This window comes from Haloechinothrix sp. LS1_15 (genome assembly GCF_033042135.1).
Classification (GTDB): Bacteria; Actinomycetota; Actinomycetes; order Mycobacteriales; family Pseudonocardiaceae; genus Haloechinothrix.
Map to the genome: position 1 here is coordinate 193,989 of NZ_WBXM01000004.1, position 15,609 is coordinate 209,597.

The 15,609-nt window shown below is 67.9% G+C and carries 16 protein-coding genes; 7 read left to right on the forward strand and 9 right to left on the reverse strand.

Going from position 1 to position 15,609, the window contains the following annotated elements; translation table 11 throughout:
• Window positions 1-72 precede the first annotated feature (72 nt).
• The 5 genes from F8178_RS08285 to F8178_RS08305 all read right to left on the reverse strand — a co-directional run bounded on the left by F8178_RS08285 (window position 73) and on the right by F8178_RS08305 (window position 3,328).
• A complete protein-coding gene (locus F8178_RS08285) occupies window positions 73-378 on the reverse strand; it encodes a DUF1416 domain-containing protein (protein WP_317494105.1) in 306 nt (101 codons plus the stop codon).
• Between the two features lie 2 nt (window positions 379-380).
• On the reverse strand, window positions 381-1,217 hold the full coding sequence (locus tag F8178_RS08290) for a sulfurtransferase (RefSeq protein ID WP_317494106.1): 837 nt from the start codon (window positions 1,215-1,217) through the stop codon (window positions 381-383).
• A 69-nt stretch (window positions 1,218-1,286) separates the two neighbouring features.
• A complete protein-coding gene (locus F8178_RS08295) occupies window positions 1,287-1,727 on the reverse strand; it encodes a DUF4395 domain-containing protein (RefSeq protein ID WP_317494107.1) in 441 nt (146 codons plus the stop codon).
• 241 nt (window positions 1,728-1,968) lie between these two features.
• Window positions 1,969-2,436 (reverse strand): thioredoxin family protein, encoded by a 468-nt coding sequence (locus F8178_RS08300; protein ID WP_317494108.1) that lies wholly within the window; start codon window positions 2,434-2,436, stop codon window positions 1,969-1,971.
• Between the two features lie 100 nt (window positions 2,437-2,536).
• The gene (locus F8178_RS08305) at window positions 2,537-3,328 is read right to left on the reverse strand and encodes a DUF2993 domain-containing protein (protein WP_317494109.1); all 792 of its coding nucleotides are present in this window, start codon (window positions 3,326-3,328) and stop codon (window positions 2,537-2,539) included.
• 288 nt (window positions 3,329-3,616) lie between these two features.
• On the opposite strand from F8178_RS08305, the gene F8178_RS08310 reads away from it, so the two are divergent.
• The 6 genes from F8178_RS08310 to pstB all read left to right on the forward strand — a co-directional run bounded on the left by F8178_RS08310 (window position 3,617) and on the right by pstB (window position 9,550).
• The gene (locus F8178_RS08310; protein WP_317494110.1) at window positions 3,617-4,417 is read left to right on the forward strand and encodes a response regulator transcription factor; all 801 of its coding nucleotides are present in this window, start codon (window positions 3,617-3,619) and stop codon (window positions 4,415-4,417) included.
• A 48-nt stretch (window positions 4,418-4,465) separates the two neighbouring features.
• Window positions 4,466-5,398, forward strand: a complete 933-nt coding sequence (gene mshD / locus F8178_RS08315; RefSeq protein WP_317494111.1) for a mycothiol synthase — start codon at window positions 4,466-4,468, stop codon at window positions 5,396-5,398.
• 311 nt (window positions 5,399-5,709) lie between these two features.
• A complete protein-coding gene (gene pstS / locus F8178_RS08320) occupies window positions 5,710-6,813 on the forward strand; it encodes a phosphate ABC transporter substrate-binding protein PstS (protein WP_317494299.1) in 1,104 nt (367 codons plus the stop codon).
• A 24-nt stretch (window positions 6,814-6,837) separates the two neighbouring features.
• Window positions 6,838-7,857 (forward strand): phosphate ABC transporter permease subunit PstC, encoded by a 1,020-nt coding sequence (gene pstC, locus F8178_RS08325; RefSeq protein ID WP_317494113.1) that lies wholly within the window; start codon window positions 6,838-6,840, stop codon window positions 7,855-7,857.
• A complete protein-coding gene (gene pstA / locus F8178_RS08330; RefSeq protein ID WP_317494114.1) occupies window positions 7,854-8,765 on the forward strand; it encodes a phosphate ABC transporter permease PstA in 912 nt (303 codons plus the stop codon). Before pstC ends, pstA begins: the two co-directional genes overlap by 4 nt.
• A gap of 8 nt (window positions 8,766-8,773) precedes the next feature.
• On the forward strand, window positions 8,774-9,550 hold the full coding sequence (gene pstB / locus F8178_RS08335; RefSeq protein ID WP_317494115.1) for a phosphate ABC transporter ATP-binding protein PstB: 777 nt from the start codon (window positions 8,774-8,776) through the stop codon (window positions 9,548-9,550).
• An 18-nt stretch (window positions 9,551-9,568) separates the two neighbouring features.
• Here pstB and phoU read toward each other — a convergent pair whose 3' ends face one another.
• From phoU to dusB, 4 genes are all read right to left on the reverse strand, one after another.
• Window positions 9,569-10,234: a phosphate signaling complex protein PhoU gene (phoU, locus tag F8178_RS08340; protein ID WP_317494116.1), complete on the reverse strand. Its 666-nt coding sequence runs from the start codon at window positions 10,232-10,234 to the stop codon at window positions 9,569-9,571.
• 97 nt (window positions 10,235-10,331) lie between these two features.
• Window positions 10,332-11,726 carry an LCP family protein gene (locus F8178_RS08345; protein ID WP_317494117.1) on the reverse strand — a complete coding sequence of 465 codons (1,395 nt, stop codon included), beginning with the start codon at window positions 11,724-11,726 and terminating at the stop codon, window positions 10,332-10,334.
• 637 nt (window positions 11,727-12,363) lie between these two features.
• Entirely contained in the window at window positions 12,364-13,281 is a 918-nt protein-coding gene (locus F8178_RS08350; protein ID WP_317494118.1) for a GGDEF domain-containing protein, read from the reverse strand.
• 534 nt (window positions 13,282-13,815) lie between these two features.
• Window positions 13,816-14,979: a tRNA dihydrouridine synthase DusB gene (gene dusB / locus F8178_RS08355; protein WP_396345138.1), complete on the reverse strand. Its 1,164-nt coding sequence runs from the start codon at window positions 14,977-14,979 to the stop codon at window positions 13,816-13,818.
• 73 nt (window positions 14,980-15,052) lie between these two features.
• Here dusB and F8178_RS08360 point away from each other — a divergent pair, with 73 nt between their 5' ends.
• The gene (locus tag F8178_RS08360; protein ID WP_317494120.1) at window positions 15,053-15,577 is read left to right on the forward strand and encodes a 2'-5' RNA ligase family protein; all 525 of its coding nucleotides are present in this window, start codon (window positions 15,053-15,055) and stop codon (window positions 15,575-15,577) included.
• Window positions 15,578-15,609: the final 32 nt, after the last annotated feature.

The window sequence follows — 15,609 nt, forward strand, 5'->3', positions numbered from 1 at the left end:
GTGCTCGTATCCCGGCCAACCGTTCGGCGGTGCCCACCGGTGGGCACCGGCTAGCGCCGGTACGGGGAAGTGTCATCCCACGGTGACCGGTACCTCGTACAGCCCGGCACCGTCGGTGCGTACCGAAGCCTCGCCGCTGCCGCTGGCGTGCAGCGCGCGCACCGTCCACTCGCCGGATGCCGCATAGAACCGGAAGTCGCCCTCCGGGGAGGCCTGCACCTCGCCGACGAACTCGCCGTCACTGTTGAGCAGGCGCACGTAGGCACCGCCGAGCGGCCCGTCGGCCGTACTCACCTTGCCCGCGACGACCACCTGACCCTGGGTGTCGGTGCTGCTGGGGGTCGCTGTCTGCTCGGGTGCGCCGCAACCGTCACTCATCTTCACTGCTCTCCCGTCTCGATCGGCACGCCGACCAGCGAGCCGTACTCCGTCCACGATCCGTCGTAGTTCTTCACGTTCTCCAGGCCGATCAGCTCGCGCAACGCGAACCAGGTGTGGCTGGAGCGCTCGCCGATACGGCAGTAGGCGATGGTGTCCTTGGAGGTGTCGAGGCCTGCTTCCTCATACAGCTCCTTGAGCTCCTCCGCGGACTTGAAGGTGCCGTCCTCGTTGGCAGCCTTGGCCCACGGCACGTTGATCGCCGAGGGGATGTGCCCGCTGCGCTGCGAGGACTCCTGTGGCAGGTGCGCGGGAGCGTTGAGCTTGCCGGTGAACTCGTCGGGCGAGCGCACATCCACCAGGTTCTTGGAGTTGATCGCGTCGATGACCTCGTCGCGGAAGGCGCGGTAGGTGGTGTCCTGCTCCTGGGCGACGTAGCTGGTCTGCGGGCGCTGGGGCACCTCGGTGGTCAGCTCCCGGCCGTCGAGCTCCCACTTCTTGCGGCCGCCGTCGAGCAGCCGGACGTTTTTGTGCCCGTACAGCGTGAAGTACCAGTACGCGTAGGCCGCGAACCAGTTGTTGTTGCCGCCGTACAGGATGACCAGGTCGTCGTTGCTGATGCCCTTCTCCGACAGCAACTTCTCGAAGCCCGCCTTGTCGACGAAGTCACGCCGGACCGGGTCCTGCAGCTCGTTCTTCCAGTCGATGCGTACCGCACCGGGGATGTGGCCACCGTCGTAGGCGGTGGTGTCCTCGTCGACCTCGACGAAGACGACGCCCGGTGTGTTGAGGTTCTCCTCGGCCCACTGCGTGGTGACCAGGACGTTCTCACGGCTCATGTCAGCGTCTACTCTCTTTCTTCTCTCGTGACGTACTAATCGTCGGGCTACTGGTCGGGCAGCTTCTCGCTACGCAGCCTTCCCACCTGCGCGAGGGAGCAGGCGGCGAACCAGTGGGTAGGCCTCGCAACCGAGACAGAAGTTGAACGCGGCGTTGAGGAAGGCGGCAAGCAGGGCGAGCCCGGTGGCGACTATGCCGAGCGGGACGAGCCCGGTGGCGTACCCGATCGTGCCGATGACCGCGAACACGAACCCGACCCCCTGCGCGAACCGTGGTGGCGCCGGGTCCTCGTGCTCGGCAGGCGGACCGAGTCTCGGCGCGACCAGCACGCGGTAGGCAACCGAGTACGGCGAGTACCGGAGCCCGGCGAAGGCTCCGATGCCGAACACCACCGCCTGCGCCGCGAGCAGTGGCCACCAGCCGGTGATCAGCACGATCGCCAGCACCACGGTGGTGATCCCCGCTGCGAATCTCGGACCACGCGGATCGATGACATGCGTGAGTGACATGACCCTACTCCCGGCAGTGAACGGACGGTGTGTTGCGCGGCGTTACGCGAACACGCGACACAGGCTGCTGCGCACTCGACAGAAGTCGACGGCGCGCCGCTGGGTCAGCAGCGGACCCTGCTGGGGGCGAGGTGGGTACATGGTCACGCCCGTGAGCGTACCGATTCCGACCCGGACAGTGGGAGCGGTGTCCACCTAGTGGACACCCGACGGTGACAAAGCCCCCCCGGGGCGTGGCGTCCTAGAGCTCGGTGGCGGGGGTGAGATGCGGGCGGAGCTTGCCGAGGAGCTTGTCGGCGTCCGGCACGCCAGCTATCCGGAGGATCTCCGTGCCGGATGTGTCGTAGGCCACGGTCGTGGGGGTGCGCAGCACGCTGAGGGCCGAGGCGACCTCGGGGTGCTCGCTGATGTCGATCACGGTGTGCGCGACGTCCGGCGAGTGTTCCGCGACGGCGGCCAGCCGGGTCCGTGCCTGCTGGCACGGCGCGCAGCCGGGGCTGGACAGCTGCACCAGGGTGACCCGCCGTTCCTGGTCGATGGCCTGGCGCGCGGCTTCCGGTAACTCGTTGCCCGCCGGGGCCGCACCCCCGTCCGGCGAGGTGACCGTGATGGTGCCGTCGCGGGAACGTAGCGCGGCACCGATGACGAGCCCGATGACGAGGATGCTCGCCGTGATCAGCAAGCTCGTCAGTCCGGTCAGCCCGCCCATGAGCCGCGATTCCTTCCTTCTGCTTCGAGGTCGCCCCGTGCGCTACCAGTCATTCTGACCCATCCTGCCCGCCGAGCCGGTGGCGGTACCACCACACCGGTCACACTCCGTCCGCGAACCGCACGTCGGTGGCTTCACCCTGCACGATCAACGCTCCGCGTTCGACGGCCACTCCGGAGGGGATGACACCGAATGGCAGGGTGCCAGGATCGATGGTCGTGGCGAACTGGGGCAGCAGGTTCTCCCGCACCGCTTCGGGGATGACGGTGGTCCCGCCGCCGCGGTCGAGCTCGACCCGTTTCGGTTCGACCCGCACCTGGTCACCGGCGAGTTCGATCACGCCGTATACGACGATCTCCACATCCTCCTCGCCTGCCAGGTCGGTGGTCGCCTCGAGCCGGATACCCGCCGTGGAGCCGTACTCCGGCTCCTCGTCGCCGTTCGTGACGTCGTCGGCGTCGTCCCCGGAGTGGACGTACTCCTCGGTGGCGTCGGTGATGCGAAGTGTGGGGAACTTGATGGCACGCCCGAGATCGGCCTGGCTGACCTTGACGGTTCCTTCGAGCTCGCCGATGGTGATCGCGTCGGTGTTGCCGTCGAGCACGTCGCTCAGCGGCGCTTCGATGTCCCGCAGCTCCGCTTCCAACTCCAGGTCACGCAGGATATCGCTGACCGGCACCCCGGCTGCGGAGATGGAGATCCGGTGGTACGACCCGCTGAGGGCCTGGGTGGTGAAGGGGAAGCCGTGGATCTCCACCGCCGGGTCGTCGTCAAGCTCGAGCTGTGCCCGCGCCTGTTGCGAGATGCGGTGTTCGGCGACGGCTGCGAACGCGAAATCGGCTCCCACGACCAACGCGCCCAGGATGGCGACGATCACGAGGGTTCTCTTCATGAACCGCCCCCTGGTGCGTGCCACGACCTCGTCGCTCCCATACGTACCTGCGGCTCGATCGGTCACCTGTTCCGTCCCCGCTTGCTGTGCTGTGAGGCCATTCAACCACGCTGGTGTGGGGGTGTGTTCCGCCAGCCCGCACGATGCTCAACCGCCATGGGCGCACTGATCGGGATGTGACATCGGCAGCAACGTCGCTGCGCCCGGCAGTGGCTGCGGTTAGTCTGGCCTGACAACTGCTCTACGAACGTCGCCGGGAACGCCATCGGAACGCAAGGCGGTGCGTCCATGGGAATGGACTTGCTGGTACTGACCTCTGAGAAGGATGCGACGAAGCTCCTTCCCTCGCTCGAACTGCTGCCGCACGAAGCGCGGGTGCGCGCTGCCGAGGTGACGGCGCTGCTCGACGCCGGGCGCCGCGATGTGACCATCGTCGATGCGCGTTCCGATCTCGCAGGGGCGAAGAGCTTGTGCCGGCTGCTCAAGGGTACGGGCGCCGAGGAATGCTCACCGGTGATCGCCGTCACCAATGAGGGCGGGCTGGTCGCAGTCAACGGTGAGTGGCGTATCGATGACGTGGTGCTGCCCACGGCTGGTCCGGCCGAATTGGACGCCAGGTTGCGGCTGGCGAGCACGCGGCAACCAGGGCCGGCGCAGGCCGATTCGGAGCTGCGCACGGGCGACCTCGTCATCGACGAGAACACCTACACGGCACGGTTGCGCAAGCGCACGCTTGAGCTGACGTACAAGGAGTTCGAGCTACTGAAGTACCTCGCGCAGCACGAGGGCCGGGTGTTCACCCGTTCCCAGCTGCTGCAGGAGGTGTGGGGCTACGATTTCTTCGGCGGCACCCGTACGGTGGATGTCCATGTTCGACGGTTGCGGGCCAAGCTGGGCCCCGAGCACGAGCAGATGATCGGTACCGTCCGCAACGTTGGCTACAAGTTCGAGAGCCAGCTCAGGAAGCCGAGCCGGGAATCCCAGCAGGCAGCGGCCGCAGGGCAGGCCGGGCTCGACGAGCCCGGCGAGGCGAACGAGCCGGACGTGCCCGCCACCTCCAGGCGTCCTGGCGCGCATCAGCCACGCTAATCCCCGGACTGCACGGCGTGCCCCGCTTCCGGTGGGTACGCTGGCACGGTGCCCGATATTCGCTGGTATTCCGAGCTGAACCCGGACCATCGCGCGGAGCTGATCGAGCTGCTGCGCGCCGTGCGTGCCCGCGACGGCAGGCCGGAACCGGGGCCCGACGGCGGTCTGCCGGAGAACCTGGTTCACGGGTCGCACGTGCTGGCCCGTTCCGGTGACGCGCTGGTGGGATACGCCCATCTGGACCGCGGCGGCGATTCCTTCGGTAGGGAGATAGTCGAGCTGTTCGTCCACCCGGATCATCGCGGCCGCGGCTACGGTGGCGCGTTGGCCGCCGCCGTCACCGAGCGGGCGGAACGCGCGCTGCGGTTCTGGTCACACGGGGACCACCCCGCCGCGGCCCGAATCGCGCGGCGCGCTGGTCTCCGCCGCGTACGCGAGCTGCTGCGCATGCGCACCGAGTTGGACGGGCAGTGGCTCGGCGAGCCCGAGCTACCCGACGGGGTGCGGTTGCGCACTTTCGTCCCCGGACAGGACGAAGCCGCGGTGATCGAGGTCAATGGCCGCGCTTTTTCCTGGCATCCTGAGCAGGGCAGCCTCAGTGAGCAGGAGCTCGTCGAAACCGAGCGGCAGGACTGGTTCGACCCGGATGGGTTCTTCCTTGCCGTCGATGGGGACGGCACGCTGCTCGGTTTCCACTGGACCAAGGTCCACCCGCCGGATCCGCAGGCTGAAGCGGGCTCGCCACACGCGCGGGCCGCGGGGGAGGTTTACGTGGTCGGGGTAGACCCGAGCGCGCACGGTCGCGGGCTCGGTACCGCCCTCACGCTCGCCGGGCTGCACTATCTGGCGGGGAGCGGACTCGACCAGGCGATCCTGTATGTGGAGGGGGACAATCCCGCGGCCATCGCCGTCTACACCGGTCTCGGGTTCCGAACCGAGACCACCGACGTGCAGTACGAGCTCGCTGGTCGCAACAGTTGAACTCGCGGCATCGCGGGGTAGAGCCACGTCGCCGGTCGTTAACCGGGCAGCCTGGCGGTCGTCGCGTCAGGGGACTTCCGGGAAATCCCAGGTCAGCGGGTGACGCTCGGGTGGCCCGGGCAGGGTTAGACGGGTCACACTCCGGAGTTGTTCACCTGTAGTTCACCTTGTGGGCGGAGTCTGTCAACCGCCGCTGGTTACCGTCCGCAGTGTATGGCGTCGAACAATCCGGTGACATTCACCTTGCGTACGGACCAGAGTTACGGACCTAGCGGCAGGGGCATCCTCCTGGAGGTACCGCGTTGATCAGCGTGCGCCGCGGCACCGTCGCCTGCGCGGTGACAGCGACTCTGGCGCTGACACTCGCCGCCTGTGGCAGCGACGACAACATCGACCAGACCGGCATCGACATCCCCGAGATCGAGTGCACGGGGAAATCGACGATCAACGCCAGCGGCTCGACCGCGCAGGCGAACGCGATGACCCGGTTCATCAACATCTACGAATCCGCCTGTCCAGGCTTCAGTGTCAACTACAACTCGAGCGGTTCCGGGGCAGGTGTGAGCGAGTTCCTCGGCGCTCAGACCCACTTCGCGGGCACCGATATCCCACTGCAGGAGCAGCATGGGGAGGTCGCCGACGCGCGTGAACGGTGCGGTGGGAACGAGGCATGGAACCTTCCGCTGGTGTTCGGCCCGATCGCTATTACCTACCACCTCGAGGGGGTCGAGGATCTGGTGTTGGACGGGCCCGCGATCGCGCAGATCTTCAACGGCAGCATCACCTCATGGGACGACGAGTACCTCGCCGAGCTGAACGAGGGTACCGAGCTGCCCGATGAGGACATCACGGTGATCTTCCGTAGTGACGAGTCCGGCACCACCGAGAACTTCCAGCGCTACCTGCGAACCGCCGCGCCGGATCACTGGGAGCAGGGAGTAGGCAAGGTGTTCCAGGGCGGTGTCGGTGAAGGCGCTTCTGGGAACGAGAACACCTCGTCGGCTGTGACACGGACGCCTGGGTCGATCACCTACAACGAATGGTCCTTCGCCAAGCAGCACGGGCTGCAGACCGCGGATGTGATCAACTCGGGAGGTGGTGAGCCGGTGCCGCTCTCCGACGAGACCGCGGCTCGGGCCATCGACGCCGCTGAGATCGCCGGCCAAGGCCACGACCTGGAGCTGGATCTCGATTCGATCTACGGCACCGAGCAGCCGGGCGCCTACCCGCTGATGCTCGCCTCGTACGAGGTAGTGTGCTCGCGCTACCCGGATGGCGACGTCAGTGACTCCGTTCAACGGTTCCTGCACGTGGCCGCCACCTACGGGCAGCAAGGACTCGCCGAGGCGGGCTTCACGCCGTTGCCGGAGGCCTTCCAGGAACGCTTGGTGTCCTCGATCGAAGCCATCTCCTGACCCCGCGGAGTGAGTGACCGCACCATGACGAATTCGGACGATCGGTCGGAGCCGCCCGGCCACGCGCAGACGGATGCGCCGGAGCGGGCGAGCTCGCTGGTGACAGCGGGCGCGGGAAGCTACCGGCGCGCCGATGCGGTGTTCCGCTGGCTGGCCACGGGCGCCGGTGTCGCGGTGGTCAGCTTCGTTGGGCTGATCGGTTTGTTCCTGCTGGTACAGGCCTGGCCGTCGCTGATGGCGAACAACGCCAACTTCCTGACCAGCAGCGAGTTCTCCACTACGGACCCGGACGACCTGCGCTTCGGCGTGCGGGATCTGCTGATCGTGACCGTGCTGTCCTCGGCATTCGCGCTGGCCATCGCGATGCCCCTCGCGCTGGGGATCGCGCTGTTCCTCACGCAGTACGCGCCCGGGTTCCTGCGTCGTCCCTTCGGCTACATCATCGACACGCTCGCGGCTGTGCCGTCCATCGTGTACGGGTTGTGGGGATTGTTCGTGCTGGGTCCGGTGCTCGTCCCGGTCGCCCTGTGGCTCAACGAGAACCTCGGCTGGATCCCGTTGTTCGCCGACGGCAACGTCTCCATCGCAGGTGGCGGGACGATCTTCACGGCCGGGATCGTGCTCGCGGTGATGATCCTGCCGATCATCACGTCGGTGACCAGGGAGGTGTTCCGGCAAACCCCGGTCAAGCACATGGAGGGGGCACTTGCGCTCGGCGCCACCAAGTGGGAGATGATCCGGCTGACCGTGTTGCCGTTCGGTCGCAGTGGCTACATCGGCGCTTCCATGCTGGGGCTCGGCCGCGCGCTCGGCGAGACGGTCGCGGTGCTGGTCGTGTTGCGCATCCCGGCCGAGACCGCCAACTTCAGCCTCTTCGACGGCGGGTTCACCTTCGCCTCGCTGATCGCCGAGGCGGCACACGAGTTCATCCACCCGTTGCCGACGGGCGCCTACATCGCCGCGGGCCTGGTGCTGTTCATCCTCACGTTCATCGTCAACGCGATCGCCCGCACGATCGCAGGCGGGAAGGTGCAACGTTCGTGACCACGACGGATACACTCACCGACCGGCCGCTGTCCGCGAGCACGTTCCAGCACCTCAGCGCGGGGCGCAGGCTGCGCAACTCGCTCGCCACCGCGCTGGTCACCGGCGCGTTCCTGGTCGCGCTGATACCGCTTGGCTGGCTGCTGTACACGGTCATCTCGCGTGGCTACGAGGCGGTGCTGTCCGACCGATGGTTCACTCACTCGCTCGCCGGGGTGATGCCCGAGCAGTTCGCGGGCGGGATCTACCACGCGCTCTACGGCACCTTGGTGCAGGGCGTCATGTGTGCGCTGATCGCGATTCCGATCGGCGTGTTCACCGCGATCTACCTCGCCGAGTACGGGCGCGGGTGGCTGGCGCGGACGGTGACGTTCATGGTTGACATCCTCTCCGGGGTGCCGTCGATCGTCGCCGCGCTGTTCATCTTCGCACTGTGGATCACCGTGCTCGGCTTCCCCAAGAGTGCCTTCGCCGTCTCTCTCGCGCTGGTGTTGCTGATGCTGCCCATCGTGATCCGCTCTACCGAGGAGATGCTGCGGTTGGTGCCGGATCAGCTGCGGGAGGCCAGCTACGCGCTCGGGGTGCCGAAGTGGAAGACGATCGTGCGGATCGTGCTCCCCACGGCGTTCTCCGGCATGATCACCGGGATGATGCTGGCCATGGCGCGGGTGCTCGGCGAGACGGCGCCGGTGTTGGTGCTCGTGGGCTACAGCCGGTCGATCAACTACGACGTCTTCGAGGGCAACATGGCCTCGCTCCCGCTGACCGTGATGAACGAGCTGCTCAATCCCGAGCCCGCCGGCATGGCGCGGATGTGGGGCGCGGCGCTGACGCTGGTCCTCGTGGTGATGTTCTTCAACCTGGCCGCGGCAGTGATCTCCCGGTTGTCGGCCGTCAAGACCAAATGAGGTGAGCAGTGGCGAAGCGAATCGACGTGAAGGACGTCAACATCTACTACGGCAAGTTCCACGCGGTACGGGATGTGACGTTGTCGGTGCCGCCGAAGCAGGTGACGGCGTTCATCGGGCCGTCGGGCTGCGGTAAGTCCACCGTGCTGCGCACGCTGAACCGGATGCACGAGGTCATCCCCGGCGCGCGGGTGGACGGCAAGGTGCTGCTGGACGGGGAGAACATCTACGCCCCCGCGGTGGATCCGGTCCAGGTGCGGCGGACTATCGGGATGGTGTTCCAGAGCCCGAACCCGTTTCCCACCATGTCGATCAGGGACAACGTGGTCGCCGGGCTGAAGCTGAGCGGGGTCAGGAGCAAGCAGCGGCTCGACGAGGTGGCCGAGCAGGCACTGCGCGGAGCGAACCTGTGGAACGAGGTAGCCGATCGGCTGAACAAGCCGGGCGGCGGGCTTTCCGGCGGGCAGCAGCAGCGGTTGTGTATCGCGCGCGCGATCGCGGTGCAGCCGGACGTGCTGCTGATGGACGAGCCGTGCTCGGCGCTCGACCCGATCTCCACGCTGGCCATCGAGGACCTGATCAGCGACCTGAAGCAGCACTACACGATCGTTATCGTCACGCACAACATGCAGCAGGCCGCCAGGGTCTCCGACCAGACGGCGTTCTTCAACGTCCCCGGTGTCGGTGAGGCAGGCAGGCTGGTGGAGATCAACGAGACGGAGAAGATCTTTTCCAACCCCGACCAGCAGGCCACCGAGGACTACATCTCGGGCAGGTTCGGCTGACAGCCCACCCGGCGAGCGCTAGATGTCCTCGTCGCTGCCGTACCCGGGCATCTTGCCGGTGACTACGAATATCATCCGATTGGCGACCGACACGGCGTGGTCGGCGAAGCGTTCGTAGAAGCGCCCGAGCAGGGTGGTGTCCACGGCGGCGGCGACACCGTGGGGCCAGTCCTTGTCCATGATCACCGTGAACAGGTGGCGGTGGATGTCGTCCACCTCGTCGTCGGCGGACTCCAGTGCGCGGGCAGCGTCCACGTCCTTGGTCTTGATCACGTCCTCGGTCTGCCTCGCGAGGCGCACCGCTACCTTGCTCATCTCCGCGAAGTAGGGGGTGACCTCGGGCGGTAGCACCGGTTCCGGGTGGCGGCGGCGCGCGGTGCGTGCCACGTGCAGCGCGAGATCCCCCATCCGCTCCAGGCTCTCAGCCGCGTGGATCACGGCGAGCACGGTACGCAGCTCGGTGGCGACCGGGGCCTGCAACGCCAGCAGCGCGTAGGCTTGCTCCTCGCACTGCGCGCGCGTGTCGTCGACGTACTCGTCGTCACTGATGACCTGCTCGGCGAGCTGCAGGTCGGTCTCCAGCAGGGACTTGGTCGCAAGCTCCATCGCCGTGGCGACGGTCCCGGACATGCCGGCGAGCTTGTCGGCGAGCCTGTCGAGCTCGACGTGGAACGCTTCGCGCATGTTGACCATTTTACGGTGCGCGCAACAAGAATGGCGGTCCGCCGGGTAAACGGCGTTCGAATATCGCGGTGGCCGCGTATCCGGTAGCCCGAGTGGCTTAAGTGTCCTTTCCGGGCAGCGGTTCCTTCTCGATGAGCGCGCGGAAAAGCTCGCCTGCTTCGGCCTCGAGCAGCACCTCGTTCCCCCGCGCGTTGGTGAAGCCAGTGGTGGGAACGGTCACGAAATCGAGTGACTCGGTGCCCGAACTTTTCGTTGACCGGACCAAGGTGAGCAACTCGTCGATGCCGACGTTGTCAGCGAACGTCGTTCGGGTGAACGATGTGGTGAACCGGTTGAACGCGCGCGGATCGAGCAGCACCTCGCGGGAGACGCTCCTGTCCAGCAGTGCGGAGAGGAACTGTTGCTGACGCTGCATCCGTCCGTGGTCGGAGGTCGCTTCCCCGTGCACGTGCCGGGCGCGCACGAAGTCGAGCCCGGTCTCGCCGTCGACGATGTGGGTGCCGGGTTCAGAGATGATCGTACCGAGCGCGTCGTCGACGACGGGCTCGTCGACGGTGATCGGTACCCCGCCGGCGGCATCGACCATGTTCTTGACACCGAGGAAATCGATGCCGAGGAAGTGGTTGATCCGCATCCCGGATATGTCCTGGACGGCGCTGGTCATGCAGCGGGGGCCGCCTGCGGCGTACGCCTCGGCGAGACTGACGTTCTCGGCGTTCTGCACGGATTCCTCGGAATACCGGCCGGTACCGGGATCCCATTGCCTGCACCCGTCCAGCGATACCTCGAGATCGTGCGGGAACGAGACGAACACCCGACGGTCGGAACCCTCGGGCAGGTGCGCGAGCACGATCGTGTCCGCTCGCGCCCCCTCAGCGCCTTCCTCGGGGCCGTCCCCCTGGTCGGCCGCGACCCGCTCCCGGCTGTCCGAACCGACGAGCAGCAGGTTCATGTCCCCCTGTTGCTGCGCACCATCGACGATCGCCTGCGAACCGGTGTCCAACGCGGCGACCTCGGTGAACTGGTCGTCATACCAGTACTTGGCCCCGAAGGCGACGCCGGTGGCGATGAGTACGACGGCGGCGGCCGCGCACACAGCCGAACGCGCCGCGGTCCGCATGCGCAGGCGGCTGCGGTGCCGCTTCTCCTGCAGCCGCGTGCGAGCGGGCCTGTCCTCACTCGCCTCGGCGTCCCCACTGTCCCAGCCGTCCCCGTCGACGTGCTCAGCTTCGCCGTGTCCGTCCCCGGTGGGGGAGTCCTCGTCCTGGCGGGCATCGCCGTCCGGCGCGACGCCCCAGCCGTTCACCGCGGGCAGCACATCGGTGACTTCCGCGTCGGCGGGCTCCGCCGCAACCGGGGTGATCCCGGGATTGGTGTCGACCAGGGAACTGACCACGCCAGGTGCGAGTACGTGGCGAGTGACGCTGGGGTCCGGAGCCGATGTGGACAGCTCGGCAGGGGAGTCCTCGTGGGTGATACTCAGCGGTCCCATCAGCGAGCCACCCTGTGCCGGGTATCGCATGCGGGGCCGCTGCGCGGGAGGTGCGGGACCCCGCCTCACCGGTGGCGGGTGCCCGGAGCGCGGGGACGCCGGGGGGTGCTGGGCAGCGGGACGCTGCCGGGGTGGCGGGTTCGGCTGCTGCGGCGGTTGCTGCGGCGGCTGCTGCTGCGGTGGCCACTGGTGGGCAGGCCGCTGCTGGGGCTTCGGTGGCGGTGCCGGTGGTTGCGGCGGGGGCGCCGGTGGCGGGAAGTCGGGGCGCGAGCCGGTGAGCCGGTGAATGAGGTCGGTGGCGCTGACGCCTTGCTGGTTCTCGACGGAGCGGCGGCCACCCTGCTGCGGCCGCGGTGGTTGCGGGGGTGGTGGTGCGCCGGGGTCGGGTTGCTGCGCGGGGCGGTGAGGCTGTCTCGGATGCCGCGCGTTCCGGGGGCGGGGACCAGTACCCGACGTGTCGGGCTCGTCTGGCACGCAGCCTCCCTTCGCAGTACCGGCCGGGGCACGGTGGTCGCACCGCGTTATCGTGTCGCGTCGTTATCGTACTGTCATCAGTCCATCGTGGCGACACGATTGGGTGTTTCCAGCGCGTACCGTGGTGTGCGGGGTGGTCGTTTTGCCGTAACGGGGACGGCCGTTAGCCGCAGTCGTCGTCGAGCCCGGCGATCCGGATGGCCCCGTCGGTGCGGTACGCGACCGCGTTGCGCCCGTATCGTTTGGCCGCGTACAGCAGGTCGTCGGCGCGGCGCAGCTGCCGTTCGGCAGCGTCGGCCTCGGTCCGCGCGCCGGGCGCGCGGTTGGACGGGGTGTGGTGAACCAGACCGGCGCTGATCGTGACGTGCAGCCCGGTGGCCAGCGACGGCCAGTAGTGCCCGGCCACGCGTGCGCGTGCGCGCTCGACGACGGTGACGGCCTGCCTCGCACCGACGTCCGGCAGCACGAGCACGAACTCCTCGCCGCCGTAGCGCGCGCAGAACGCGCCTTCCGGGAGGTTGGCCTGTAGCAGCGAGACGACCTGTTGCAGCACGGTATCGCCGAGAGCGTGCCCGTAGGTGTCGTTGACGGCCTTGAAGTGGTCGAGATCGACCAGCGCGATGGCCACGCCACACCCGATCCCCGATTGCTCGGCGAGCAGGCAGACGAGCTGCTTGTGCAGGTAGCGACGGTTGTAGGTGGCGGTCAGCTCGTCACGCATGCTCGCGTCGATGGCCTGCTCGTGCGCGCGGCGGAGCTCGGCGACTTCCCGCTGGTGCTGTTCCGGAAGGCGGAGCGCGGCGCAGTCGTGGTCGCGGGCCAGCCGCAGTGCGATCTGCAGGTGGGCGTAGGCCGCTTCCCAGTTCCGCTGGGAGGCCAGCAGCGTGGCGATGGACTCGTGGAGCTCGATGAGGTCGACAGGATAGGCCGGAAGCTGGGGACACGTGCTGTCGCCGCCGGGCTGCGCCGCACCCCGCGGGGCTTGGTACCCGTGCTGGGCGGGCGTCTCGCGGGGCGCGGTGGCGGTGTCGGGGCCGACACTGTCGACACCGGCGCCGGGGGCGCTCAGTTGCTGTGGCACGGTTCCTGCCTCCCTCACGTCAACAGTTGTCGTCCGGTAGGAGGTCGTTCTTGAGCCGCAGGGACGCCTGGTCGGCGAATCTCACTCGAACGGAGGGCAACCTTTCGCAGGTCAGGTGAACTTGACTACCGGGAGTGCACGTTCATCTGCACGTGCTGGGCAGTGTCTCCGGGGCGCCGAGTCGGCGGATCCGGTTACTGTCCAGTACGCACGATGACGGGAAGGGTAGCATCCTCTCCCAAGCGAGCGCTTGGGGGTCTGCGGTGGGGCGGTAACGGCGGACGGCGGTTCAGGGCGAACGGCTGAGTGCGGCGTTCACCATCGCGCTCCACGTTCCGGACCGCCGCCTCATGGTCGAGTACGACAAGCACGCCGAGGGGTGCCATGTCGTGGAGCTTGACGACATCGGCACTCGGTCTTGGGCATGGGTTGAAGTCGACGTCAGGTCAGGAGCGGATGCCACGGTCCGGCAGCTGGGTCCCCGCAAGCTGTGGGATGAGGTGACGGCGGCGTATCGCTGGTGGTGTGCGAATGTCACCCGCCCGAGTGCATGACCTCGGCGGCGGTCGGGACGCACGCGTCGTCGGGATCGTCGAGCCAGCCATGCGGCAGTACCACCCGTGCCGGGGAGCCCTGCCGCCCGCGAGGACCTTCGGCCTCGGTCGGGAACGGCACGTCAACCTCCAGTTTGCCGAGCAGGTCGTCGAGCTCGGCGAGCGAGGACACCCTGGCCAGCGACTGCCGTAGCTCGCCACCGACGGGAAAGCCACGGAAGTACCAGGCCATGTGCTTGCGCAGGTCACGCATGCCCTTGCTCTCGCCGTCGTGCTCGACCAGCAGCTCGGCGTGGCGGCGCAACACAGTGGCCACCTCGCCGAGCGCGGGACCGTCCGGCACCGGACGGCCGGCGAATGCCGCTTCCAGCTCACCGAACAGCCACGGTCGCCCCAGGCAACCGCGCCCGATCACCACGCCGTCGCAGCCGGTCTCGGCCATCATGCGCAGCGCGTCGTCGGCGGCGAAGATGTCGCCGTTGCCGAGTACCGGAACCGTGGTCACCGCCTGCTTCAGCGCCGTGATCGCCGACCAGTCGGCCTGGCCGGAGTAGCGCTGCGCCGCGGTGCGGGCGTGCAGGGCCACGGCGGCGGCGCCCTCGGATTCGGCGATGCGGCCGGCATCGAGGTAGGTGTGATGCTCGTCGTCGATGCCGATGCGGAACTTGACGGTGACCGGGATCCCCGCGGGTTCGGCCGCGCGTACGGCTGCGGCGACGATGTCGCCGAACAGCTTGCGCTTGAACGGCAACGCGGCACCGCCGCCCTTCCGGGTGACTTTCGGAACCGGGCAGCCGAAGTTCATGTCGATGTGGTCGGCCAGGTCTTCCTCGACCACCATCCGCGCCGCGCGATACATCGTGTCCGGGTCGACCCCGTACAGCTGCATCGACCGGGGATGCTCCGCCGGGTCGAAGGTGACCAGGTGCATCGTTCCCGGGTGGCGCTCCACCAACGCCCGGTTGGTGATCATCTCGCAGACGTAGAGCCCGGCACCGTACTCCCGGCACAACCTGCGGAACGCGACATTGGTGATGCCTGCCATGGGCGCGAGCACCACCGGCGGATCGACCGGGTAAGGGCCGATACGCAGCCGCGAAGTCGTCGTCGGTGCCGTCGTCGCCGGTGTGGCCATGTGCCTCATTCTCCCTCCCCGGTGCCGGTGCGGCGTGAGCGGCCCACGCGCGTTCGCCTCGCGGCCATTACGGTTTCCAGACATGGCCCTCGGTGTCTGCCTGCTGTTCGACCGCGCTTCCGAGCGCGCCCTGCGGCGCCTGTGGGATCGGTTGGAGGAGCGCGGCATCCCGACGCTGCGCTCGCACACCCACGGCATGCACTACCCACACATGTCCTACGTCGTGCTGCTGCGGTGGGACCTGCAAGCGGTACGGGCTGCGCTCGACACGTTGCCCGACAACGGCCCGTTCGAGGTCACCTTCGACGCGCTCGGGAGCTTCCGGCGCGGCAGGGCCTGTCTGGTTCCCTCGATACCGGCCGACCTGGTGCGGCGGCAACAGGCCGTGGTGGAGGCCACGCGGCAGGCGGGCGCCCTGGTACACAAGCACTACGAACGTGACCGGTGGCTGCCCCACGCGGCGCTGGCCCCGAGAGCGCAGACCGAGTACCTCGCCACGGTCGCGCTGGCGGTGTACGAGGTGCTGCCGTTGACCGCACGGGTGAAGCGTGCCGCGCTGATCGACAGCTCCACCGGCGAGATGTGGCCGTTGCCGACGCTGCCCTGAGCAGCATGCCTCGGACGGTCTTAGAGTGAGGC